General features: G+C 72.5%; 16 protein-coding genes. 5 read left to right on the top strand and 11 right to left on the bottom strand.

From position 1 onward, the window contains the following. Positions 1 to 264: 264 nt before the first annotated feature. Complete coding sequence (locus ABD308_RS32985; RefSeq protein ID WP_344343244.1) at positions 265 to 1,413, bottom strand: adenosine deaminase; 1,149 nt, start codon at positions 1,411 to 1,413, stop codon at positions 265 to 267. A gap of 194 nt (positions 1,414 to 1,607) precedes the next feature. Further along, a complete protein-coding gene (locus ABD308_RS32980; protein ID WP_344343242.1) occupies positions 1,608 to 2,561 on the bottom strand; it encodes a LysR family transcriptional regulator in 954 nt (317 codons plus the stop codon). 105 nt (positions 2,562 to 2,666) lie between these two features. Here ABD308_RS32980 and ABD308_RS32975 point away from each other — a divergent pair, with 105 nt between their 5' ends. Then, positions 2,667 to 3,950: an MFS transporter gene (locus ABD308_RS32975; RefSeq protein ID WP_344343240.1), complete on the top strand. Its 1,284-nt coding sequence runs from the start codon at positions 2,667 to 2,669 to the stop codon at positions 3,948 to 3,950. A 104-nt stretch (positions 3,951 to 4,054) separates the two neighbouring features. Beyond that, positions 4,055 to 4,597 carry a Uma2 family endonuclease gene (locus ABD308_RS32970; protein ID WP_344343238.1) on the top strand — a complete coding sequence of 181 codons (543 nt, stop codon included), beginning with the start codon at positions 4,055 to 4,057 and terminating at the stop codon, positions 4,595 to 4,597. 32 nt (positions 4,598 to 4,629) lie between these two features. Here the strand turns inward: ABD308_RS32970 and ABD308_RS32965 are convergent, their stop codons facing one another. From ABD308_RS32965 to ABD308_RS32930, 8 genes are all read right to left on the bottom strand, one after another. Next, the gene (locus ABD308_RS32965; protein WP_344343236.1) at positions 4,630 to 5,907 is read right to left on the bottom strand and encodes a thymidine phosphorylase; all 1,278 of its coding nucleotides are present in this window, start codon (positions 5,905 to 5,907) and stop codon (positions 4,630 to 4,632) included. Positions 5,908 to 6,014: 107 nt separating this feature from the next. After that, entirely contained in the window at positions 6,015 to 6,413 is a 399-nt protein-coding gene (locus ABD308_RS32960) for a cytidine deaminase (RefSeq protein WP_344343234.1), read from the bottom strand. After that, complete coding sequence (locus tag ABD308_RS32955) at positions 6,410 to 7,678, bottom strand: ABC transporter permease (protein ID WP_344343232.1); 1,269 nt, start codon at positions 7,676 to 7,678, stop codon at positions 6,410 to 6,412. Before ABD308_RS32955 ends, ABD308_RS32960 begins: the two co-directional genes overlap by 4 nt. Continuing rightward, positions 7,675 to 8,874, bottom strand: a complete 1,200-nt coding sequence (locus tag ABD308_RS32950) for an ABC transporter permease (protein WP_344343230.1) — start codon at positions 8,872 to 8,874, stop codon at positions 7,675 to 7,677. The genes ABD308_RS32955 and ABD308_RS32950 overlap by 4 nt, the downstream gene beginning before the upstream one ends. Before the next feature lie 5 nt (positions 8,875 to 8,879). Then, complete coding sequence (locus tag ABD308_RS32945) at positions 8,880 to 10,406, bottom strand: ABC transporter ATP-binding protein (RefSeq protein ID WP_425554907.1); 1,527 nt, start codon at positions 10,404 to 10,406, stop codon at positions 8,880 to 8,882. Positions 10,407 to 10,766: 360 nt separating this feature from the next. Continuing rightward, positions 10,767 to 11,828, bottom strand: a complete 1,062-nt coding sequence (locus tag ABD308_RS32940) for a BMP family lipoprotein (protein WP_344343228.1) — start codon at positions 11,826 to 11,828, stop codon at positions 10,767 to 10,769. 294 nt (positions 11,829 to 12,122) lie between these two features. Then, positions 12,123 to 13,376 carry an amidohydrolase gene (locus ABD308_RS32935; protein WP_344343226.1) on the bottom strand — a complete coding sequence of 418 codons (1,254 nt, stop codon included), beginning with the start codon at positions 13,374 to 13,376 and terminating at the stop codon, positions 12,123 to 12,125. Between the two features lie 232 nt (positions 13,377 to 13,608). Further along, on the bottom strand, positions 13,609 to 15,225 hold the full coding sequence (locus ABD308_RS32930) for an acyl-CoA mutase large subunit family protein (protein ID WP_344343224.1): 1,617 nt from the start codon (positions 15,223 to 15,225) through the stop codon (positions 13,609 to 13,611). Between the two features lie 105 nt (positions 15,226 to 15,330). Here ABD308_RS32930 and ABD308_RS32925 point away from each other — a divergent pair, with 105 nt between their 5' ends. The 3 genes from ABD308_RS32925 (at position 15,331) to ABD308_RS32915 (ending at position 18,619) form a co-directional block, all read left to right on the top strand. Beyond that, positions 15,331 to 16,074 carry an SDR family oxidoreductase gene (locus ABD308_RS32925; RefSeq protein WP_344343222.1) on the top strand — a complete coding sequence of 248 codons (744 nt, stop codon included), beginning with the start codon at positions 15,331 to 15,333 and terminating at the stop codon, positions 16,072 to 16,074. Positions 16,075 to 16,150: 76 nt separating this feature from the next. Continuing rightward, the gene (locus ABD308_RS32920; protein WP_344343220.1) at positions 16,151 to 17,821 is read left to right on the top strand and encodes an alpha/beta hydrolase; all 1,671 of its coding nucleotides are present in this window, start codon (positions 16,151 to 16,153) and stop codon (positions 17,819 to 17,821) included. A 345-nt stretch (positions 17,822 to 18,166) separates the two neighbouring features. Then, entirely contained in the window at positions 18,167 to 18,619 is a 453-nt protein-coding gene (locus ABD308_RS32915) for a 2-oxo-4-hydroxy-4-carboxy-5-ureidoimidazoline decarboxylase (RefSeq protein WP_425554906.1), read from the top strand. A 24-nt stretch (positions 18,620 to 18,643) separates the two neighbouring features. Here ABD308_RS32915 and ABD308_RS32910 read toward each other — a convergent pair. After that, the coding region (locus tag ABD308_RS32910) for a hypothetical protein (protein ID WP_344343218.1) at positions 18,644 to 19,003 on the bottom strand (360 nt) is incomplete at its 5' end.

Genomic DNA, 19,003 nt, shown 5'->3' with positions numbered 1-19,003 from the left:
GCGATCGCGATGCCGAGCGCGGCGGTGCCGGCGGCCTTGAGAGTGGCCTGCTTCATGTGGTTCGTCCCTTGGGTCCTCATCGGTGGCCGACACGCGCGGTCGACGCGACGGGGCCCGCCGCCACGGCCTGTCAGCAATGACGGGCACACCGTAGTGAGGGGATCACGCGGGGATCAACGGCGGTTCACCCGACCGGGCGAGAAGTCGGATGAACGCCAACTCCCCTGGCGGAAAGCGGCGTTCATCCGACCACCACGGGCCGGGTCAGTTGCCCGCGCTGAACAGCCACTCGGCCTTGAGCTCGGCGTAGCCCGGCTTGATCACGTCGTTGATCATCGCGAGCCGCTCGTCGAACGGCAGGAAGGCCGACTTCATCGCGTTCACGGTGAACCACTCCAGGTCCCCCAGCGTGTAGCCGAAGGCCTCGACCAGGTGCGCGAACTCGCGGCTCATGCTGGTGCCGCTCATCAGCCGGTTGTCGGTGTTCACGGTGACCCGGAACTTCAGCCGGCTCAGCAGCCCGATCGGGTGCTCGGCGTACGACGTGGCCGCGCCGGTCTGCAGGTTGGAGGTCGGGCACATCTCCAGCGGGATCCGCTTGTCGCGCACGTACGCGGCGAGCCGGCCCAGCTTGACGGCGCCGTCCTCCTCGACCGTGATGTCGTCGACGATCCGCACGCCGTGACCGAGGCGGTCGGCGCCGCAGCACTGCAGGGCCTCCCAGATCGACGGCAGACCGAAGGCTTCGCCCGCGTGGATGGTGAAGTGGTTGTTCTCGCCCTTGAGGTAGTCGAAGGCGGCCTGGTGGCGGGTGGGCGGGAAGCCCGCCTCGGCGCCGGCAATGTCGAAGCCGACCACGCCCGCGTCGCGGTGGCGGTTGGCCAGCTCGGCGATCTCCGAGGAGCGCGCGGCGTGCCGCATCGCGGTGATCAGGGTGCCGATCCGGATGCGGCGGCCGGCGGCGCGGGCGTTGGCCTCGCCGAGCCGGAAGCCCTCCTGGACGGCCTCGACGACCTCGTCCAGGCTGAGGCCGCGCTCCAGGTGCTGCTCGGGGGCGTAACGGACCTCGGCGTAGACGACGCCGTCGGCGGCGAGGTCCTCGGCGCAGTCGGCGGCGACCTTGATCAGGGCCTCGCGGGTCTGCATGACGGCGCAGGTGTGGGCGAAGGTCTCCAGGTAGCGGACCAGCGAGCCGGAGTCGGCGGCCTCGCGGAACCAGGTGCCGAGTTCCTTGGGGTCGGTGGTGGGGAGGCCCTGGTAGCCGACGGCGGCGGCCAGCTCGACCACGGTCTCGGGGCGCAGGCCGCCGTCGAGGTGGTCGTGCAGGAGCACCTTCGGCGCGCGGGCGATCTGGTCGGGGGTGGGGATCCGGGGGCCGGTGCCCGCGGTGGTGGCGGGGATCTGCTTCTCCATTGCGGGAGTGTAGCTCCTACGCGCGTAGACAAGCCACCGCCCACGGGTCGAATCACCCAATGTCCTCCGGGAATTCCACCAAAGGGATGATCCGGGCAACCTACCCGCCAGTCCACGCCCCGGAAGCCCCCACGAGCCCGGTCGCACGCCCTCGGCCGCACGCCCTCGGCCAGAGCGCCAACAGCCGGCGGCCGTCAGTCGTGCGCCAGCAGCCGCCCCCGCCGCGACAGCACGAAGTCCCGGAACGCCGCCGCCGGCGGGGTCAGCGGCCGCCCCGCCGCCCACGCCAGCCCGATCGCCCGCCGGGTACGCGGCGCCGTCACCTCCAGCTCCACCACCCCCGGCCGGGGCACCAGCGCGGGCGGCAGCAGCGCCACCCCCAGCCCGGCCGCCACCAGCCCGCGCAGCGTCTCCGCCTCCTCCCCCTCGAACGCGATCCGCGGCACGAACCCCGCCTCCGCGCAGAAGCCGTCCGTGATCGCCCGCAGCCCGTACCCCGGCTCCAGCCCGACGAACGGCTCCTCGGCCACCTCCGCCAGCCGGATGCGGCGGCGCCCGGACAGCCGGTGGTCCGCCGGGACCACCAGGTGCAGCCGCTGCTCGTCCAGCCGGCGGGCGGCCAGCGCAGGGTCGTCGTCCGGGACCGGCGCGACCAGGCACAGGTCCAGCTCCCCCGCGCGCAGCCGGCCCAGCATCGCGCCCACGTAGTCCTGCACCAGCTGGAACCGCACCAGCGGGTACGCCGCCCGGAAGTCCCGCAGCAGGGCCGGCACCGCGTCCGTCCCCATGGTGTGCAGGAAGCCGAACGCCACCCGGCCGGTCGCCGGATCGGCCTCCGCCCGCGCCGCCTCGGCGCCGCGCTCGACCTCGGCCAGCGCCCGTTCCACCGAGGCCAGCAGCAGCCGGCCGGACCGGGTCAGCCGGACCGTCCGCCCCTGACGGGCCAGCAGGTCCACGCCCAGCTCCGCCTCCAGCCGGGCCACCGCCCGGGACAGCGTCGGCTGCGGCATCGCCAGCAGCGCCGCCGCCTGCGTCACGTGCTCCAGCCGGGCGACCGCCGCGAACTGCGCGAGCAGCGGCGCGAGTTGCACCGCCGGCAGCTCCGGCCCCAGCTCCGCGAGCCGGGCCGGCTCGGTACCAGCGTCCATCATGCCCTCCGGTCGTGGCTCTACGCTCGGCTCATACGCCTACGCATGGATTATGGACGGTTGATGCATTGGACGCATCAGCCCGGCGGTTCTACCGTCGACGACATGCAGCCCTCCAGTACCAGGGCGTCCGCGCCCACGCCGGACGCCCTCACCCAGTCGATGCCGCACCGCGACGACCGCCACCGCCCCGGCCAGCGCTCCTTCCGCCGCGCCAACCTCGCCCTGTTCGCGGCCGGCATCGCGACCTTCGTCCTCCTCTACTCCACCCAGGGCCTGCTGCCGGTCCTCTCCGACGACCTCGGCCTCACCCCGGGCCAGGCCAGCTGGACGGCCTCCGCCGCCACCCTCGGACTGGCCCTCGCCCTGCTCCCCGCGAGCGCGCTCTCCGACCGGTACGGCCGCACCGCCGTGATGACGGCCTCCGTCCTCGCCGCCTCCGCCCTCGCGCTCGCCCTGCCGTTCGCGCCGGACCTCACCACCCTCGTCGTGCTCCGGATGCTCCAGGGCGCCGCGCTCGCCGGACTGCCCGCCACCGCGATGGCCTACCTCGCCGAGGAGGTCCACCCCTCCGCGCTGGCCTCCGCGATGGGCCTGTACGTGGCGGGCAACAGCATCGGCGGCATGGGCGGACGGCTGCTCTCCGGCTGGGTCGCGGCCGGCTTCGGCTGGCGCTGGGGGCTCGCCGCCTCCGCCGCCCTCGCGCTGCTCGCCGCCCTGGCGTTCCGGCTGCTCATCCCCGCCGCCCGGCACTTCACCCCGGCCCCGGTGGACGCCCGGGCCCTCGCCCGCACCGTCGGCCGGCACCTGCGCAACCCGCTGCTGCTGCGGCTGTACGCGCTGGGGCTGCTGTTCATGGCCGTGTTCGGCGCGGTGTACAACACCGTCGGCTACCGGCTGATCGGCGCGCCCTTCCACCTGCCGGAGTCGGTCGCCGCCTCCATCTTCGTGGTCTACCTGGTCGGCACCGGCACCTCCGCCGCCGCGGGCCGCCTGGCAGCCCGGCTCGGCCGCCGCGGCGCGCTGTACGTCGCGATCGGCACCACCGCCCTCGGGCTGCTGCTCTCCCTCGCCGACTCCCTGGTCCTCGCCCTGCTCGGCCTGGTGCTGATCACCGCCGGCTTCTTCGCCGGCCACGCCACCGCCTCCGCCGCCGTCGGCCGCACCGTCACCGAAGGCCGCGCCCAGGCCTCCGCGCTCTACCTGATCGCCTACTACCTGGGCAACAGCCTCGGCGGCACCACCGGCGCCGACGCCTACCACGCCACCGGCTGGCCCGGCGCCGCCACCATCGGCCTCACCGCCATGACCCTCGCCGCCGCCGTCACCCTCTACGCCACCCACCAGGCCCACACCGCCCGCCGGGCCGCTCTTGCCACCACCCGCTGACCTGAGCGTCGCCGCTTCCGGTCCGTCCACGGGGCCACCGAAGAGCTTCCGAAGCCCGCCCTCACCGCCACCGGGCGGGCCTCGGCAGGCGGTACTCTCCGACCGTGAGCATCGAACCGGGCGAGTACGCCCGGCTACGCAGAGCGGCGGAACGGCTGTCGGGCGTACCGGGGGTGGGGAAGGTCGAGATCGCCGGCGGAGCGGTTCGCCTCTCGCTGCCCCCGGTCGAACGCCACGAGCTCGCCGCGCTCGCCGTCGCGGGACAGCTGAACGCCCAACTGCCCCGGACCCACCCGGACTTCAGCGCTCGTGGCGACACCGCCCTCGAAGCCGTCGGCCTGGGACGCCTGTGCCGTCCAGACCTCCTGGTGTTCGCCGAGACGGCGCTGGAGAGCGGCCGGCCGACGCTGGCGCCCCATGAGGTCCTGCTGGTCGTCGAGATCGTCAGGCAGTCCGCCGAGCCCGCCGGAGCCGGCGACTACGCGGCCATGGGCATCCCGTTCCACCTACTCGTCGACCCGCGCGACGGCACCGGCGTCGTCCACGACGAGCCCGGCTACACGTCCCGCAAGGAGTTCGCCTTCGGTGACACCGTCACCGTCGGCCCCTGGACCATCGACACCAGTGGTCTGCTCACGTACGCCTGACCCGGCGTACGTGAGCAGACCCCCGAGGACCGTCAGGCGATGCGGTCCAGGACGATCGGGACGGGGGTGAACGCCGTGCCGGCCGGGGCGACGTCGACGGCGTCCGCGAGGGCCTCGACGGCGTAGCCGAAGCGCTCGGGGGTGTCGGTGTGCAGGGTCAACAGGGGCTGGCCGGCCACCACGGTGTCGCCGGGCTTGGCGTGCATCTCGACGCCCGCGCCGGCCTGCACCGGGTCCTCCTTGCGGGCGCGGCCGGCGCCGAGGCGCCAGGCGCAGACGCCCACCGCGTAGGCGTCCAGCCGGGTGAGCACGCCGGAAGCCGGGGCCGGGATGACGTGCCGCTCGCGGGCGACCGGCAGCGGGGCGTCGACGTCACCGCCCTGGGCGGCGATCATGCGGCGCCAGTGGTCCATCGCGGAGCCGTCGCGCAGCGCGTCGGCCGGGTCCTTGCCGTGCACGCCCGCGGCGGCCAGCATCTCGCGGGCCAGCGCGAGGGTGAGCTCGACGACGTCGGCGGGGCCCCCGCCCGCCAGTACCTCGATCGACTCGCGGACCTCCAGCGCGTTGCCGGCGGTGAGGCCGAGCGGGGTGGACATGTCGGTGAGCAGGGCGACGGTGTTGACGCCGGCCGAGGTGCCGAGGCCGACCATGGTGCGGGCGAGTTCGCGGGCGTCGTCGATGTTCTTCATGAAGGCGCCGGAGCCGACCTTCACGTCGAGGACGAGCGCGCCGGTGCCCTCGGCGATCTTCTTGGACATGATCGAGGAGGCGATCAGCGGGATCGCCTCGACGGTGCCGGTGACGTCGCGCAGCGCGTACAGCTTCTTGTCGGCCGGGGCGAGGCCGTCGCCGGCGGCGCAGATGACCGCGCCGGTGTCCCCCAGGACCCGCAGCATCTCCTCGTTGGAGAGCAGGGCGCGCCAGCCGGGGATGGACTCCAGCTTGTCCAGGGTGCCGCCGGTGTGGCCGAGGCCGCGGCCGGACAGCTGCGGGACGGCGGCGCCGCAGGCGGCGACCAGCGGGGCGAGCGGCAGGGTGATCTTGTCGCCGACGCCGCCGGTGGAGTGCTTGTCGCTGGTGGGCCGGGTCAGCGAGGAGAAGTCCATCCGGACGCCGGAGCGGATCATCGCGTCCGTCCAGCGGCTGATCTCGCGCGGGTTCATGCCGTTCAGCAGGATGGCCATGGCCAGGGCGGACATCTGCTCATCGGCGACCTCGCCGCGGGTGTAGGCGTCGATGACCCAGTCGATCTGAGCGTCGCTCAGCTCTCCGCGGTCGCGCTTGGTCCTGATGACGGAGATGGCGTCCATGGTTGCTCCATTGCTTCCAGAAGTGGTTCGGAAAAGCGAAGAGTGTCGCGGGCGGGGCCGGTGAAGGCCCCGCCCGCGACACTCTACGCGCGTAACAAACGGCAGTGCTAGAGCCGCTCCGGCCCGAACGCGTCGGGCAGGACGTCGCTCATCGGCCGCACGCCGGACGGCAGCTCGACCAGCAGATCGGGCCCGCCGTGCTCGTACAGCAGCTGGCGGCAGCGGCCGCACGGCATCAGCAGCGCCCCGGCCCCGTCCACGCAGGTGAACGCGGTCAGCCGGCCGCCGCCGCTCGCGTGCAGCGCGGAGACCAGACCGCACTCGGCGCACAGCCCGAGCCCGTACGAGGCGTTCTCCACGTTGCAGCCGGTGACCACCCGGCCGTCGTCCACCAGCGCCGCGGCGCCGACCGGGAACCTGCTGTACGGCGCGTACGCGTGACGCATCGCCTCGCGCGCCGCCGTCCGCAGCGCCTCCCAGTCCACCGCCTCGGCGGCCGCCGTCACTTGCCCTGCCCCTTGCGGTAGATCTGGCCGTCGGCCTTCGGCGGCCGCAGTCGCTGCGAGGCCAGCGAGAGCACCACCAGGGTGATCACGTACGGCGTGGCGACGATCAGCGGACGCTGCACCTCCTCGGTGGTGAAGTACCAGACGAACAGGCCGCCGGAGACCACCGCGGAGATCAGCGCCGAGGTGTACCTGCGGCGGTACAGGTGCCAGGCCGCGAGCAGCACCATCGCGATGGCGACCACCAGGATCAGCACGTGCACCGACTCCGGGTCGCGCAGCTGGAGGCTGTCGGTGAAGCCGAACAGGCCGGCGCCGACGGCGAGGCCGCCCGGCATCCAGTTGCCGAAGATCATCGCGGCGAGGCCGATGAAGCCGCGCCCCAGGGTCTGGCCGTCCTTGTAGAAGTGCGCGGCGACCAGCGAGAGGTACGCGCCGCCGAGGCCCGCGAAGGCGCCCGAGGCGATGACCGCCAGGTACTTGTACTTGTAGACGTTGACGCCCAGCGACTCGGCGGCGGTCGGGTTCTCACCGCAGGAGCGCAGCCGCAGGCCGAAGACGGTCCGCCAGAGGGCGAAGTAGCTGGCGACGATCAGCGCGCCGGCCAGGACGACGACCACCGACAGGTTGGTGACCAGGCCGCCGAGCACGCCGGCGACGTCGGAGACCAGGAACCAGTGGTGGGCCTCGATGTCCTTCAGCCCGGAGGACAGGCCGGGGATGGTGATGTACGGCAGCGGATCGGCCGGCGGGGACTGGTTCGCACCGGCGCCGTACGCGATGTAGTCCTTGTAGTAGATCCGGTTGACGTACGCGCAGATGCCGGGGATCAGCAGGTTGATGCCGACGCCGGAGACGATGTGGTCGACGCCGAAGGTCACCGTGATGACGGCGTGCAGCAGACCGCCGAGCGCGCCGCCGAGCATGCCGGCCAGCAGGCCGAACCAGGGGTTGACCAGGTAGCCGCCCCAGGCGCCGGCGAAGGTGCCGGCCACCATCATGCCTTCGAGGCCGATGTTGACGACGCCGGCCCGCTCGGACCAGAGACCGCCGAGACCGGCCATGCCGATCGGGACCGCCGCGCCGAGCGCCGCGGTGATCTGGCCGGAGGAGGTCAGCGAGTGGTTGTCGGTGATCATGCCGACGGCCGAGAAGAGGACCAGGGCGCCCGCGATCAGCAGCAGCACCACCGGCCAGGACAGCTTGCGCTTCTTGGCGGGCGCGCCGCCGGGCGTCTTGGCGCGGACAGCGGTAGCCGTACTCATGCCGACACCTCCTTCTTCTGGGCGGCCGCGGCGGCAGCCTGGGCGGCGAGCTCGGCGCCGACCTTCTGCTGCTGGCGCTTCAGGCCGTAGCGGCGGACCAGCTCGTAGGCGACGACGACGCAGATGACGATGGTGCCCTTCATGACGTCGACGATCTCGAACGGGAACTCGCCGTTCTGCGGCAGCGGCAGCTGGGAGCCGGTGGCGTCGAGGAAGGCGAAGAGCAGGGCGGCGAACACCATGCCGATCGGGCTGTTGCGGCCGAGCAGGGCGACCGAGATGCCCAGGAAGCCGAGGCCCGCCTGGAAGCTCTGGCCGAAGTAGTAGGAGTTCTGCATCAGCTCGGGCAGGCCGATGAGGCCGGCCAGCGCGCCGGAGACCACCATCGAGGTGACGACCATGCGCTTGACGTTGACGCCGGACGCGGTGGCCGCGCTCTCCGAGCGGCCGGTGGCGCGCAGGTCGAAGCCGAAGCGGGTGCGGTTCAGGGTGAACTGGAACGCCACGCCGACCACGATCGCGATGACGACGAAGCCCCAGAGCGGGCCGCCGTCGGTGTCGATCGAGAAGAACCGGCTGGACTCCGAGATCGGGTTGGTCTGGATCGAGTTGCTGGTGGTGCCCTTCTCCGGCGCGAAGATGCCGGGGACGAGCAGCAGGCCGACCACCGCGGTGGCGATCGAGTTCAGCATGATGGTCGAGATGACCTCGCTGACGCCGCGGTAGACCTTCAGCAGGCCGGCCACGGCCGCCCACATGCCGCCGACCAGCATCGCGGTCACCAGCAGCAGCGGGACCTGGATGATCGCCGGGAGGTCGACCTGGCCGCCGACGAAGGCGGCGAACAGCGCGGCGAGCTTGTACTGGCCCTCGACGCCGATGTTGAAGAGGTTCATGCGGAAGCCGAAGGCGGCGGCCGCGGCGGCGAGGTAGTACGTGGTGGACCGGTTGATGATGGCCACCTGGCCGTCCGACTTGGTGCCGTACGTGATCATCACGTTCCAGGCGTCGAACGGGTTCTTGCCGGAGGTCGCCAGCAGCAGCGAGCAGATGACGACGGACAGCACGACGGCGAGCACCGGCGCCGCGAGGGCGAGCACGATCCTCTCGCCGTTGAACCGCTGCGCGAGGCCGCGCTTGGCGGTGGCCCCGGCGGCCCCGGAGGGAGCGGCGGGAGCGGGCTTGGGACTGGTCATGTGGGCTACTCCCCCGCCTGCTGGTCGTCGGCGGTGTCGGTGGGGGCGTCGGACGGCACGGCCTCGGTGCCCTCGGCGGCGAGGGACCGCGACTCGGCGACCGCCTCCGGCCCGGACTCGATGTGGCCGCTGGCGGCGCCGGTCATCGCGGTGCCGAGGTCCTCGGCGGTCACGGTCTCCGGGTCGGCGTCGGCGACCAGCCGGCCGCGGTAGATCACCCGGATCGTGTCGGAGAGGCCGATCAGCTCGTCGAGGTCGGCGGAGATCAGCAGGACGGCGAGGCCGGCCCGCTGGGCGACCCTGATGTGTTCCCAGATCTGCGCCTGGGCGCCGACGTCCACACCGCGGGTGGGGTGGGCGGCGATCAGCAGCTTGGGTTCGTGGCTCATCTCGCGGCCGATGATCAGCTTCTGCTGGTTGCCGCCGGAGAGGGAGGCCGCGGTGACCTCGATGCCGGGGGTGCGGACGTCGTACTCCTCGACGATCCGCTGGGTGTCCCTGCGGGCGGCGGCCGGGTCGAGCAGCACGCCCTTGGAGTTGGGGCGCTCGCTGACGTGGCCGAGGATCCGGTTCTCCCAGAGCGGGGCCTCCAGCAGCAGGCCGTGCCGGTGGCGGTCCTCGGGGATGTAGCCGATGCCGGCCTCGCGGCGGGCCCGGGTGAGGGTGCCGGAGAGGTCCTTGCCGTCCAGGGTGACGGAGCCGGCGTCCAGCGGGAGCATGCCCATGATGGCCTCGACCAGTTCGGCCTGGCCGTTGCCCTCGACGCCGGCGATGCCGAGGATCTCGCCCTGGTGGATGCGCAGCGAGATGTCGTCGAGCACGACGCGCTCGATGCCCTCGGCGTCGGTCTTGGCGATCCGCAGGCCGTCGACGCGCAGCATCTCGGAGGTGGTGACGGTCGACTCGCGGCTCTCCGGGGAGGGCAGTTCGGCGCCGACCATCAGCTCGGCGAGCTGGCGGGCGGTGACGCGCTTCGGGTCCGCGTCGCCGACGGTGGTGCCGCGGCGGATGACGCTGATCGCGTCGGCCACCGAGAGCACCTCGTGCAGCTTGTGCGAGATGAAGATGACGGTGACGCCCTCGGACTTCAGCTCCCGCAGGTTGGCGAACAGGGCGTCGACCTCCTGCGGGACGAGCACGGCCGTGGGCTCGTCGAGGATGAGGATCTTGGCCCCGCGGTAAAGCACCTTGAGGATCTCGACGCGCTGGCGGTCGGCCACCCCGAGGTCCTCGACCAGCGCGTCCGGGCGCACGCCCAGGCCGTACTGGTCGGAGATCTCCCTGATCCTCTCCCTGGCCTTGGCGCCGATGCCGTACAGGTGCTCGCCGCCGAGGACGACGTTCTCCAGGACGGTCAGGTTGTCGGCCAGCATGAAGTGCTGGTGCACCATGCCGATGCCGCGCGCGATGGCGTCGCCCGGGGTGTTGAACTCGCACTGCTCGCCGTTGATCGCGATGGTGCCCTCGTCCGGCTTCTGCATGCCGTAGAGGATCTTCATCAGCGTCGACTTGCCCGCGCCGTTCTCCCCCATGAGGGCGTGCACGGTGCCGGTGCGGACGGTGAGGTTGATGTCGTGGTTGGCCACGACGCCGGGGAAGCGCTTGGTGATGCCGCGCAGTTCGACGGCCGGTGTCGCCGTCCCCGCGCTGGGGATACCGCCCGTGGTCGGGGCGGGGTCGGATGCGGTGATGGCGGTCTCCTGGTGGTCTGGAGGCGCGTCGTCGCGCTGGAGGGCCAAAAGCGGGAAAGGAGCGGGGGACGGGACGGGGCCCGGGGGTACGCACTGAGCGCACCCTTCCGGGCCCCTCCCTATGCAGCGTCCATCATGGCGCTGCCGGGCAGTCGGCAGCGGCAGCGACGTCCGGTCGGGCCCTGGCCGGGCCCTGGAGCCTTACAGCTTCGACGGGTCGGTCGGGACCGTGGTGGCGCCGCCCTTGATGGCGTTGGCGGCCTCGTCGAGCTTGCCCTTGATGTCGTCGATCTTGCCGCCGGTGGTGGCGAGCGAGACACCGTCGGCCTTGAGGTCGAAGTTCTTCACACCGGTGAAGACCTCGCCCTTCTTGGCGGACTCGATGTAGGCGAAGACGGCCTTGTCGACGTTCTTGACCATCGAGGTCATGATGCTGTTCTTGTACTTCGCCAGGGCGGGCTGGGCGGCCTGGTCGGAGTCGACGCCGATGGCCAGGGCGCCGGCGTTGGCGACGGCCTCGATGGCGCCGTTGCCGGAGGAGCCGGCGGCGGTGTAGATGACGTCGGCCTTCTTGTCGAGCTGGCCCTGCGCGGCCTCCTTGCCCTTGTCGGGGGCGGCGAAGCCGGTGAAGTCCGGCGGGGTGCTCAGGTAGGTGACCTCGACCGGGATGTTCGGGTCGACGGACTTGACGCCCGCGCGGTAGCCGGCCTCGAACTTCTTGATCAGCTCGGACTGCACACCGCCGATGAAGCCGACGTGCTTGTTCTTGGACTTGAGGGCGGCGGCCACACCGGCCAGGTACGAGCCCTCCTGCTCCGAGAAGGTCAGCGAGGTGACGTTGGTCGGCTGGGTGTCCGAGGCCGAGTCGATGATCGCGAACTTGGTGCCCGGGTTCTCCTTGGCGACCTTCTCGACGGCGGCCTGGTAGACGAAGCCGACGGCGATGATCGGGTTGTAGCCCGCGGTGACCAGGTTCTTGAGGCGGGTCTCCTTGTCGGCCTCCGCCTCGCCGGTCTTGGCGTCGGCCTCGGTGACCGCGACGCCCAGCTCGCTCTTGGCCTTGTCCAGGCCGCGGGCCGCGGAGTCGTTGAAGGACTGGTCGCCACGGCCGCCGATGTCGTAGGCCATGCCGACCTTCAGACCGCCGTCGGCGGAGCCGGAGGCGGCGGTGGTGTCGTTGCTCTTTGCGCCGCAAGCGGCGAGCGAGGCGATGCCCAGGGAACCCGAGAGCACAACCGCGGCGAGCTTAGTAGAACGGCGCAAGGGAGTTTCTCCTTCTCACACGCACCCGTTTAGCGTGGTCGGACGCCACCGTAACGCGCGTAGAACACGGTTGTGTTACGGGCCGCCGGAGCATTCGGGTTGTTATCAAACCGTGGTCTCACGGCCGCCCCGACGCCCCTTTCCCGTGCGCGGACGGTGCTGGGAACTGGCGCGCCCCAGTGTACGGAACCCCGAATAAACGGGATATTCAGCACGAAACCGGACACCCTTGGTGGATGTCCGGTTTCGATCGTTACGGCCGGTGACGGCAGGCCGGGACGGCCGGTGACGGCCTCAGAGCGTGCCGGGCTCCAGCGCCAGCGCGGTGAACAGCTCCACGCCGATCGCGATCGCCCGCTCGTCCACGTCGAAGCGGCCCTGGTGCAGGTCCCGGACGGCGGTGTCGCCGGGGGCGCGCACGCCGAGCCGGGCCAGCGCGCCGGGGGCGTGCTCCAGGTACCAGGAGAAGTCCTCCCCGCCGAGCGACTGCTCGGTGTCCTCGACCACCTCGGTGCCGTCCTGCCCGAAGCGGGCGGTCATGGCCTCCTCCAGCAGCCCCACCGAGACCGCCTCGTTGACCACCGGCGGCACGCCCCGGTGGTAGTCGAGCGTCCACTTCGCGCGGTAGGTCTCGGCGAGCCGGGCGATCAGCTCGTGCAGCAGGTCCGGCGCCTCCCGCCAGCCCGCCAGCTCCAGGCAGCGCACGGTGCCCTCCAGCTCCGCGTGCTGCGGGATGACGTTGGGCGCGGAGCCTGCGGCGATCCGGCCCCAGACCAGCGAGACGCCCCAGCGCGGGTCCATCCGGCGGGCCAGCGCGCCGGGCAGTTCGGCGGCGGTGCGGGCGACCGCGGTCACCAGGTCGGTGGTCAGGTGCGGGCGCGCGGTGTGGCCGCCGGGGCCGTCCAGGTGGAGCACCAAGCGGTCGCAGGCCGAGGTGATCGCCCCGACCCGCAGGCCGATCCGGCCCACCTCGACCTTGGGGTCGCAGTGCACGGCGAAGATCCGGCCGACGCCCTCCATCCCGCCGGCCGCGATCACGTCCAGCGCGCCGCCGGGCATGACCTCCTCCGCGGGCTGGAAGACCATCCGCACCGGGCGGCGCAGCTCGCCGGTACGGGCCGATTCGGCGAGCACCAGCGCGGTGCCGAGCGCCACCGAGGTGTGCACGTCGTGGCCGCAGGCGTGGGCCCGTCCGGGGACGCTCGACCGGTAGGGGACGTCGGTCTTGGCGTCGTCGATCGGCAGGGCGTCGATGTCGGCGCGGAAGGCGACGAACTCCGCGCCGCGCGGGGCGGACTCGGGAACGATGTCGACGAGCATTCCGGTGCCGCCCGGCAGGATCCGGGGGGCGAGGCCGGCGGCGACCAGGCGGTCGCGCAGCAGACCGGTGGTTCGGAACTCCTGGCGGCCCAGCTCCGGGTGCCGGTGCAGGTCCCGCCGGAAGGCGATCAGCTCGGGCTCCAGCTCGCGTACCCGGTCGCGGAGACCGGCGGCGGGGCGGGCAGCGGTGAGGGTGACGGCCGACTGGGCGGACTCACGACGGTTCATCTCAACAAGGGTAGGCCTGTTGGGGGGGATTTGGCCCGACTTCCCGCAAAGTAGTCCCCGGATGGGCGCATACCGGCCGCGCTGGTGGGTATGACATCTTGTTTCAGCCGCCTTCCCCATGATGTCCGCCCTGTGCAACGACCACCGGCGATCAACGTCACGGCGCGCTCGACCGGCCGGTTGACGGCCTCGCGGACACCGCCGCACGCGTTCCGGACGCGGGAACAATGGCTCAAAAGCGTTCGACCGGGACGTACCGGCCCCACACCTCGCGCAGCGCGTCGCAGACCTCCCCGACGGTGGCCCGCGCGGCCAGCGCCTCGCGCATCGGGTACAGCACGTTGTCCCCGCCCCCGGCGGCCCGGCGCAGCGCGTCCAGCGCCCGTCCCACCGCGGCGCCGTCCCGCGCCGCCCGCAGCCGCGCCAGCCGGCCGGCCTGCCGGGCCTCGATCGCCGGGTCCACCCGCAGCGGCCGGTACGGCTCCTCGGCCGCCGACTCCCCCGGCTCCAGCCGGAACCGGTTGACCCCGACCACCGTGCGCGCGCCCGTCTCGGTCTCCCGCTGGACGCGGTAGGCGCTGCGCTCGATCTCCGCCTTCTGGTAGCCGGCCTCGATCGCCGCCACCGCCCCGCCCAGTTCCTCGACCCTCGCCATCAGGCCGAGCGCGGCGTCCTCCACCTCGTCGGTCAGCGCCTCCACCGCGTAGGAGCCGGCGAACGGGTCGACGGTGGCGGTCACGTCGGTCTCGTGGGCGAGCACCTGCTGGGTGCGCAGGGCGAGCCGGGCGGCCTTCTCGCTAGGCAGCGCCAGCGCCTCGTCGAAGGAGTTGGTGTGCAGCGACTGGGTGCCGCCGAGCACCGCCGCGAGCGCCTGCACCGCGACCCGGACCAGGTTCACCTCGGGCTGCTGCGCGGTGAGCTGAACGCCCGCGGTCTGGGTGTGGAAGCGCAGCCGCTGCGAGCGCGGGTCGCGGGCGCCGAACTCCTCGCGCATCACCCGGGCCCAGATCCGGCGGGCGGCGCGGAACTTGGCGACCTCCTCCAGCAGAGTGCTGCGGGCCACGAAGAAGAAGGAGAGCCGGGGCGCGAAGTCGTCCACCGCGAGACCGGCGGCCAGCGCGGCGCGCACGTACGCGATCCCGTCGGCCAGGGTGAAGGCGATCTCCTGCGCGGGCGTCGCCCCGGCCTCGGCCATGTGGTACCCGGAGATCGAGATGGTGTTCCAGCGCGGGATCTCGGCGCGGCAGTACCGGAAGAGGTCGGCGACCAGCCGCAGTGAGGGCTGCGGCGGGAAGATGTAGGTGCCGCGGGCGATGTACTCCTTCAGCACGTCGTTCTGCACCGTGCCGGTGAGCCGGGCCGGCGGGACGCCCTGGGCCTCGCCGACCAGTTGGTAGAGCAGCAGCAGCACGGCGGCCGGGGCGTTGATGGTCATCGAGGTGGAGACCTCGCCGAGCGGGATGCCCGTGAACAGCTCGGACATGTCCTCCACGCTGTCGATCGCCACCCCGACCCGGCCGACCTCGCCGGCGGCGAGCGGGGCGTCCGAGTCGTAGCCCATCTGGGTGGGCAGGTCGAAGGCGACCGAGAGTCCGGTGGACCCGCCGGCGATCAGCGCCCGGTAGCGGGCGTTGGACTCGGCGGCGGTGCCGAAGCCGGCGTACTGGCGCATCGTCCACGGCCGGCCGGTGTACATGGTCGGGTGGATGCCCCGGGTGAACGGGTACTCCCCCGGGCGGCCGAGCCGCTCGTCCGGGTCCCGGCCGGCCAGGGCCTCGGGGCCGTACACCGGCGCGAACGGGAAGCCGGACTCGGTGCGGCGCGGTCCGGCGGGCGGTTCGGCGGTCATGGGGTCCTCCGCGGGGTTCGGCGGGTGGGTCCACTCCTCTCGCAATGTAGCGCCGAAGGCCTTGAGATGATCGGCTGAACCGACCGGGATATCTCAGGAGTGGCAATGACCGAGCAGAAGGTGGCCGTCGTCACCGGTGCGAGCGGCGGAATCGGCGCGGCGACCGCCCGCCGCCTCGCGGCCGAGGGCTTCGAGGTGGTGCTGACCGCCCGCCGGACCGAGCGGATCGAGGAGCTGGCCGAGGAGACCGGAGGCCGGGCGTACACCCTGGACGTCACCGACCGGGCCGCCGTGGACGCCTTCGCCGCGCGGGTCGGCCGGGTGGACGTGCTGGTGAACAACGCCGGCGGGGCGATCGGCGCGGAGAGCGTCGAGACCGGCGACCCGGCCGACTGGCTGGCCATGTACCAGGTCAACGTGCTCGGCGTGCTGCACATGACCCAGGCGCTGCTGCCGGCCCTGCGGGCGAGCGGCGACGGCACCGTCCTGGTGCTCTCCTCGACGGCCGCGCTGGCCGCGTACGAGGGCGGCGGCGGTTACGTGGCGGCCAAGCACGCGGCGCACACCATCGCCGCGACGCTCCGGCTGGAGCTGTGCGGGGAGCCGATCCGGGTGATCGAGATCGCCCCGGGCATGGTGAAGTCCGAGGGCTTCGCGGTGACCAGGTTCCGCGGCGACGAGGCGAAGGCCGCCGCGGTGTACGCGGGTGTCGCCGAGCCGCTCACCTCCGAGGACGTCGCCGACACCGTCGCCTGGGCGGTCACCCGGCCCCCGCACGTCAACATCGACCTGCTGGTGGTCCGGCCGCGCGCCCAGGCCGCCAACCACAAGGTGCACCGCGAACTCTGAGGCACCGACAGGCGCGGGCGGCGTCCGGACCGGGGTCAGTATCCGAACTGTCACCCGTGAGTGGTACATACGTGCGATGAAGACTCACCGGGCCACCCGCCCGCGCCTCCTGCTGGCCGCGTTCGCGGCCGGCGGCCTGCTCCTCGCGACCGCCTGCGAAGGAGACAAGGAGCCGGCCCAGGACCAGGCCGCCTCCGCGCCGTCGAGCGCCGCCACCACCGCCGCCGCCGCGGCCCCGACCGCGACGCCGACGCCCACCCCGACCGTGAAGCCCACCGGTGCCGACGACCCGGCGCTCAAGCCGTTCTACGGCCAGCAGATCACCTGGGCCGCGTGCCCGCCGGACGCCAAGGCGGCCGAGCAGAAGATCGACCTCTCCCTGATGAAGTGCGGCAAGCTGCACGTCCCGCTCGACTACGCCAACCCGGCGGGCGAGGCGATCGACCTCGCGCTGATCAAGAACCCGGCCGCCAAGCAGGACCAGAGGCTCGGCTCGCTGATGGTCAACCCGGGCGGCCCGGGCGGGTCCGGGGTCGAGATGGTCAAGTCCTTCGACAAGCAGTTCGAGGGCACCCTGCACAACCGCTTCGACATCGTCGGCTGGGACCCGCGCGGCACCGGCGAGAGCTCGCCGGTCGCCTGCCTGGACGACAAGCAGCGCGACGCGCTCAACGCCGAGGACGGCCCGCTCGACCCGGCCGCGGCGAAGGCCCTGTCGGACAAGCACGCCGCCGACTTCGCCGCCGCCTGCCAGGCCAGGTCCGGCAAGCTGCTGCCCTTCATCGGCACCCGCAACACCGCCCGCGACCTGGACGTGCTGCGCGCCGCCGTCGGCGACCGGAAGCTCAACTACCTCGGCATCTCCTACGGCACCTACATCGGCGCCGTCTACGCCGAGGAGTTCCCGAAGAACACCGGCCGGCTGGTCCTCGACGGCGCCGTCGACCCGGCCGCCGCCGAACTCGACCTCCAGGTCAACCAGGTGATCGGCTTCGAGAAGTCCTTCGAGCGCTTCGCCGTCGACTGCGTCAAGAACAACGCCGCCGAGTGCCCGCTCGGCAAGAGCGCCGACAAGGCCGCCAAGAAGGCCGCCGACTTCCTCGACGGGCTGCGCGACAAGCCCCTGCCCACCAAGGACGGCCGCAAGGTCGGCAGCAACCTCGGCTGGTCCGCGGTCATCCAGTTCCTCTACGGCGACGAGAAGGAGGCCTGGCAGGCCCTGCGCTTCACCCTCGCCGAGGCGATGCTGGGCGGTCAGGGCAACGCCCTCCTGGCGGTCGCCGACCAGGGCAACGGCCGGGACGAGAAGGGCCACTACAGCCCCGAGCAGGAGGCCCTCCGGGCGATCAGGTGCGCCGACAACGCCACCCCCGCCCCGTCCGCCGAGGCGGCGCAGCAGGCCGTCCAGAAGCTCCAGCGGGAGGCCCCGCTGCTGGCGAAGAGCATCACCGTCGAGGACGTCAGCGAGGGTTCCTGCGTCGGCTGGCCGTTCACGTCGCCCGAGACGCCGCACACCATCCGCGCCGAGGGCGCCGCGCCGATCCTCGTCGTCGGCACCACCGGCGACCCGGCCACCCCGTACACCTGGTCCGAGAAGATGGCGCAGGGCTTCGCCGGCGCGACGCTGCTGACCCGGGTGGGCGAGGGCCACGGCGCCTTCGGCTCGGGCAACGGCTGCATCGACGCCGCCTACGCCGCCTACCTGACCGAGGGCACGCTGCCGGCCGCCGGAACGAAGTGCTCGTGACGTTCCGTAGCCGATGAGGACGGGGAGGGCGCTGACACCGAGGTGTCAACGTCACAACTTGATAGCTCGTTCGGATGAAATCCGCGCGCGCCCTCCCCAACTGATGAGCGCTCAACTACCTTTGAGCCACAGCCGGACGGGCGATGGACGCCATTCCGCAGCCTCATACTTCACCTGGCTTCACCGCCGCGTCACCCGCCACTCCACCCGCCCCCATCACCGGCACCTTCCCGCCCTCACGAGGAGGACCAGCTGGCCAGCGACATTCCGTCACCGAGGCCCGACCCCCGGGACGAACCGACCCTCCTCGGGCTGCACCGTTTCAACGAGGCCGACGCCGGAGCCGTGGAGGAGGCCCTCCTGGCCTGCTGCGGCAGCCGCCGGTGGGCCCTGCGACTCACCGTGCACCGGCCCTACCCCGACATAGAGTCCCTGCTCGCCGCCGCCAGCGAGGCCTCGTACGACCTGCGTCCGGCCGACCTGGCCGAGGCGCTGGCGGACGAGAGCTGGATGCCGCAGCCGCTCCTGGGCATGCGCGCACCCGGCAGCCAGGCGGCGCACACCGCGCTGCGGGCCGCCCACGCCGCGTACGAGGCGCGGTTCGGCCACGTCTTCGTGGTCTGCCTGGAGGGCATCGACCCCGAGGAGATGCTCGACGCCGTCCTCGGCTCCATCCGCACCCGTCTCGCCAACGACCCCGACGAGGAGCGCCTGGTCGCCGCCGACGAGCTGCGCCGGATCGCCCTCACCCGCCTGGAACACCTGGTCGCCACCCATTCGAAGGCCGGGGCCCGCTGACACCGGGGCCCACCCGCACCGCGGTCAGCCCCGCTGGGCCGCCCGCAGCCTGGCCACCTGTCGCCGGACGACCCGCTCGTCCGGCGCGGGGGCCGGCTCGGCGCCGACGCCCACCGTGCTGAACACCACCAGCGCCGGACCGACCCTCGCGAGGACGGCGCGCTGCGCGAGCACCACCGCGCCCGATTCATTCGTCAGGGTGAAGCCCGTCGCCGCGTCGGCTCCCTCGATCGTGGGCGTGTCGTTCCGGCTCAGCCGGTGCCTGGCGCGGGTCACGCCCCTGCTCTTCTCCGCCGGCGGCGGCGGCGCCGTCGAGACGAACTCCGCGCACGGGCCGAACAGCCCCTCCAGCTCCGTCTGCAGCCGGGCCGCCCGGTCGCCCCG

Origin of the sequence: Kitasatospora putterlickiae (genome assembly GCF_039527695.1) — a bacterium.
GTDB classification, from domain to species: Bacteria; Actinomycetota; Actinomycetes; order Streptomycetales; family Streptomycetaceae; genus Kitasatospora; species Kitasatospora putterlickiae.
Note: the sequence above shows the minus strand (reverse complement) of the source record. Positions and strands in the feature narration are given on the sequence as shown.

What these genes read in the sequence shown, in the direction of transcription:
- ABD308_RS32965 (WP_344343236.1), bottom strand. Translation starts at nt 5,907, where the DNA reads ATGGACGCCATCTCCGTCATCAGGACCAAGCGCGACCGCGGAGAGCTG.
- ABD308_RS32975 (WP_344343240.1), top strand. Translation starts at nt 2,667, where the DNA reads ATGCAGCCCTCCAGTACCAGGGCGTCCGCGCCCACGCCGGACGCCCTC.
- ABD308_RS32925 (WP_344343222.1), top strand. Translation starts at nt 15,331, where the DNA reads ATGACCGAGCAGAAGGTGGCCGTCGTCACCGGTGCGAGCGGCGGAATC.
- ABD308_RS32920 (WP_344343220.1), top strand. Translation starts at nt 16,151, where the DNA reads ATGAAGACTCACCGGGCCACCCGCCCGCGCCTCCTGCTGGCCGCGTTC.
- ABD308_RS32930 (WP_344343224.1), bottom strand. Translation starts at nt 15,225, where the DNA reads ATGACCGCCGAACCGCCCGCCGGACCGCGCCGCACCGAGTCCGGCTTC.
- ABD308_RS32935 (WP_344343226.1), bottom strand. Translation starts at nt 13,376, where the DNA reads ATGAACCGTCGTGAGTCCGCCCAGTCGGCCGTCACCCTCACCGCTGCC.
- ABD308_RS32985 (WP_344343244.1), bottom strand. Translation starts at nt 1,413, where the DNA reads ATGGAGAAGCAGATCCCCGCCACCACCGCGGGCACCGGCCCCCGGATC.
- ABD308_RS32980 (WP_344343242.1), bottom strand. Translation starts at nt 2,561, where the DNA reads ATGGACGCTGGTACCGAGCCGGCCCGGCTCGCGGAGCTGGGGCCGGAG.
- ABD308_RS32945 (WP_425554907.1), bottom strand. Translation starts at nt 10,406, where the DNA reads ATGGGGGAGAACGGCGCGGGCAAGTCGACGCTGATGAAGATCCTCTAC.
- ABD308_RS32950 (WP_344343230.1), bottom strand. Translation starts at nt 8,874, where the DNA reads ATGACCAGTCCCAAGCCCGCTCCCGCCGCTCCCTCCGGGGCCGCCGGG.
- ABD308_RS32955 (WP_344343232.1), bottom strand. Translation starts at nt 7,678, where the DNA reads ATGAGTACGGCTACCGCTGTCCGCGCCAAGACGCCCGGCGGCGCGCCC.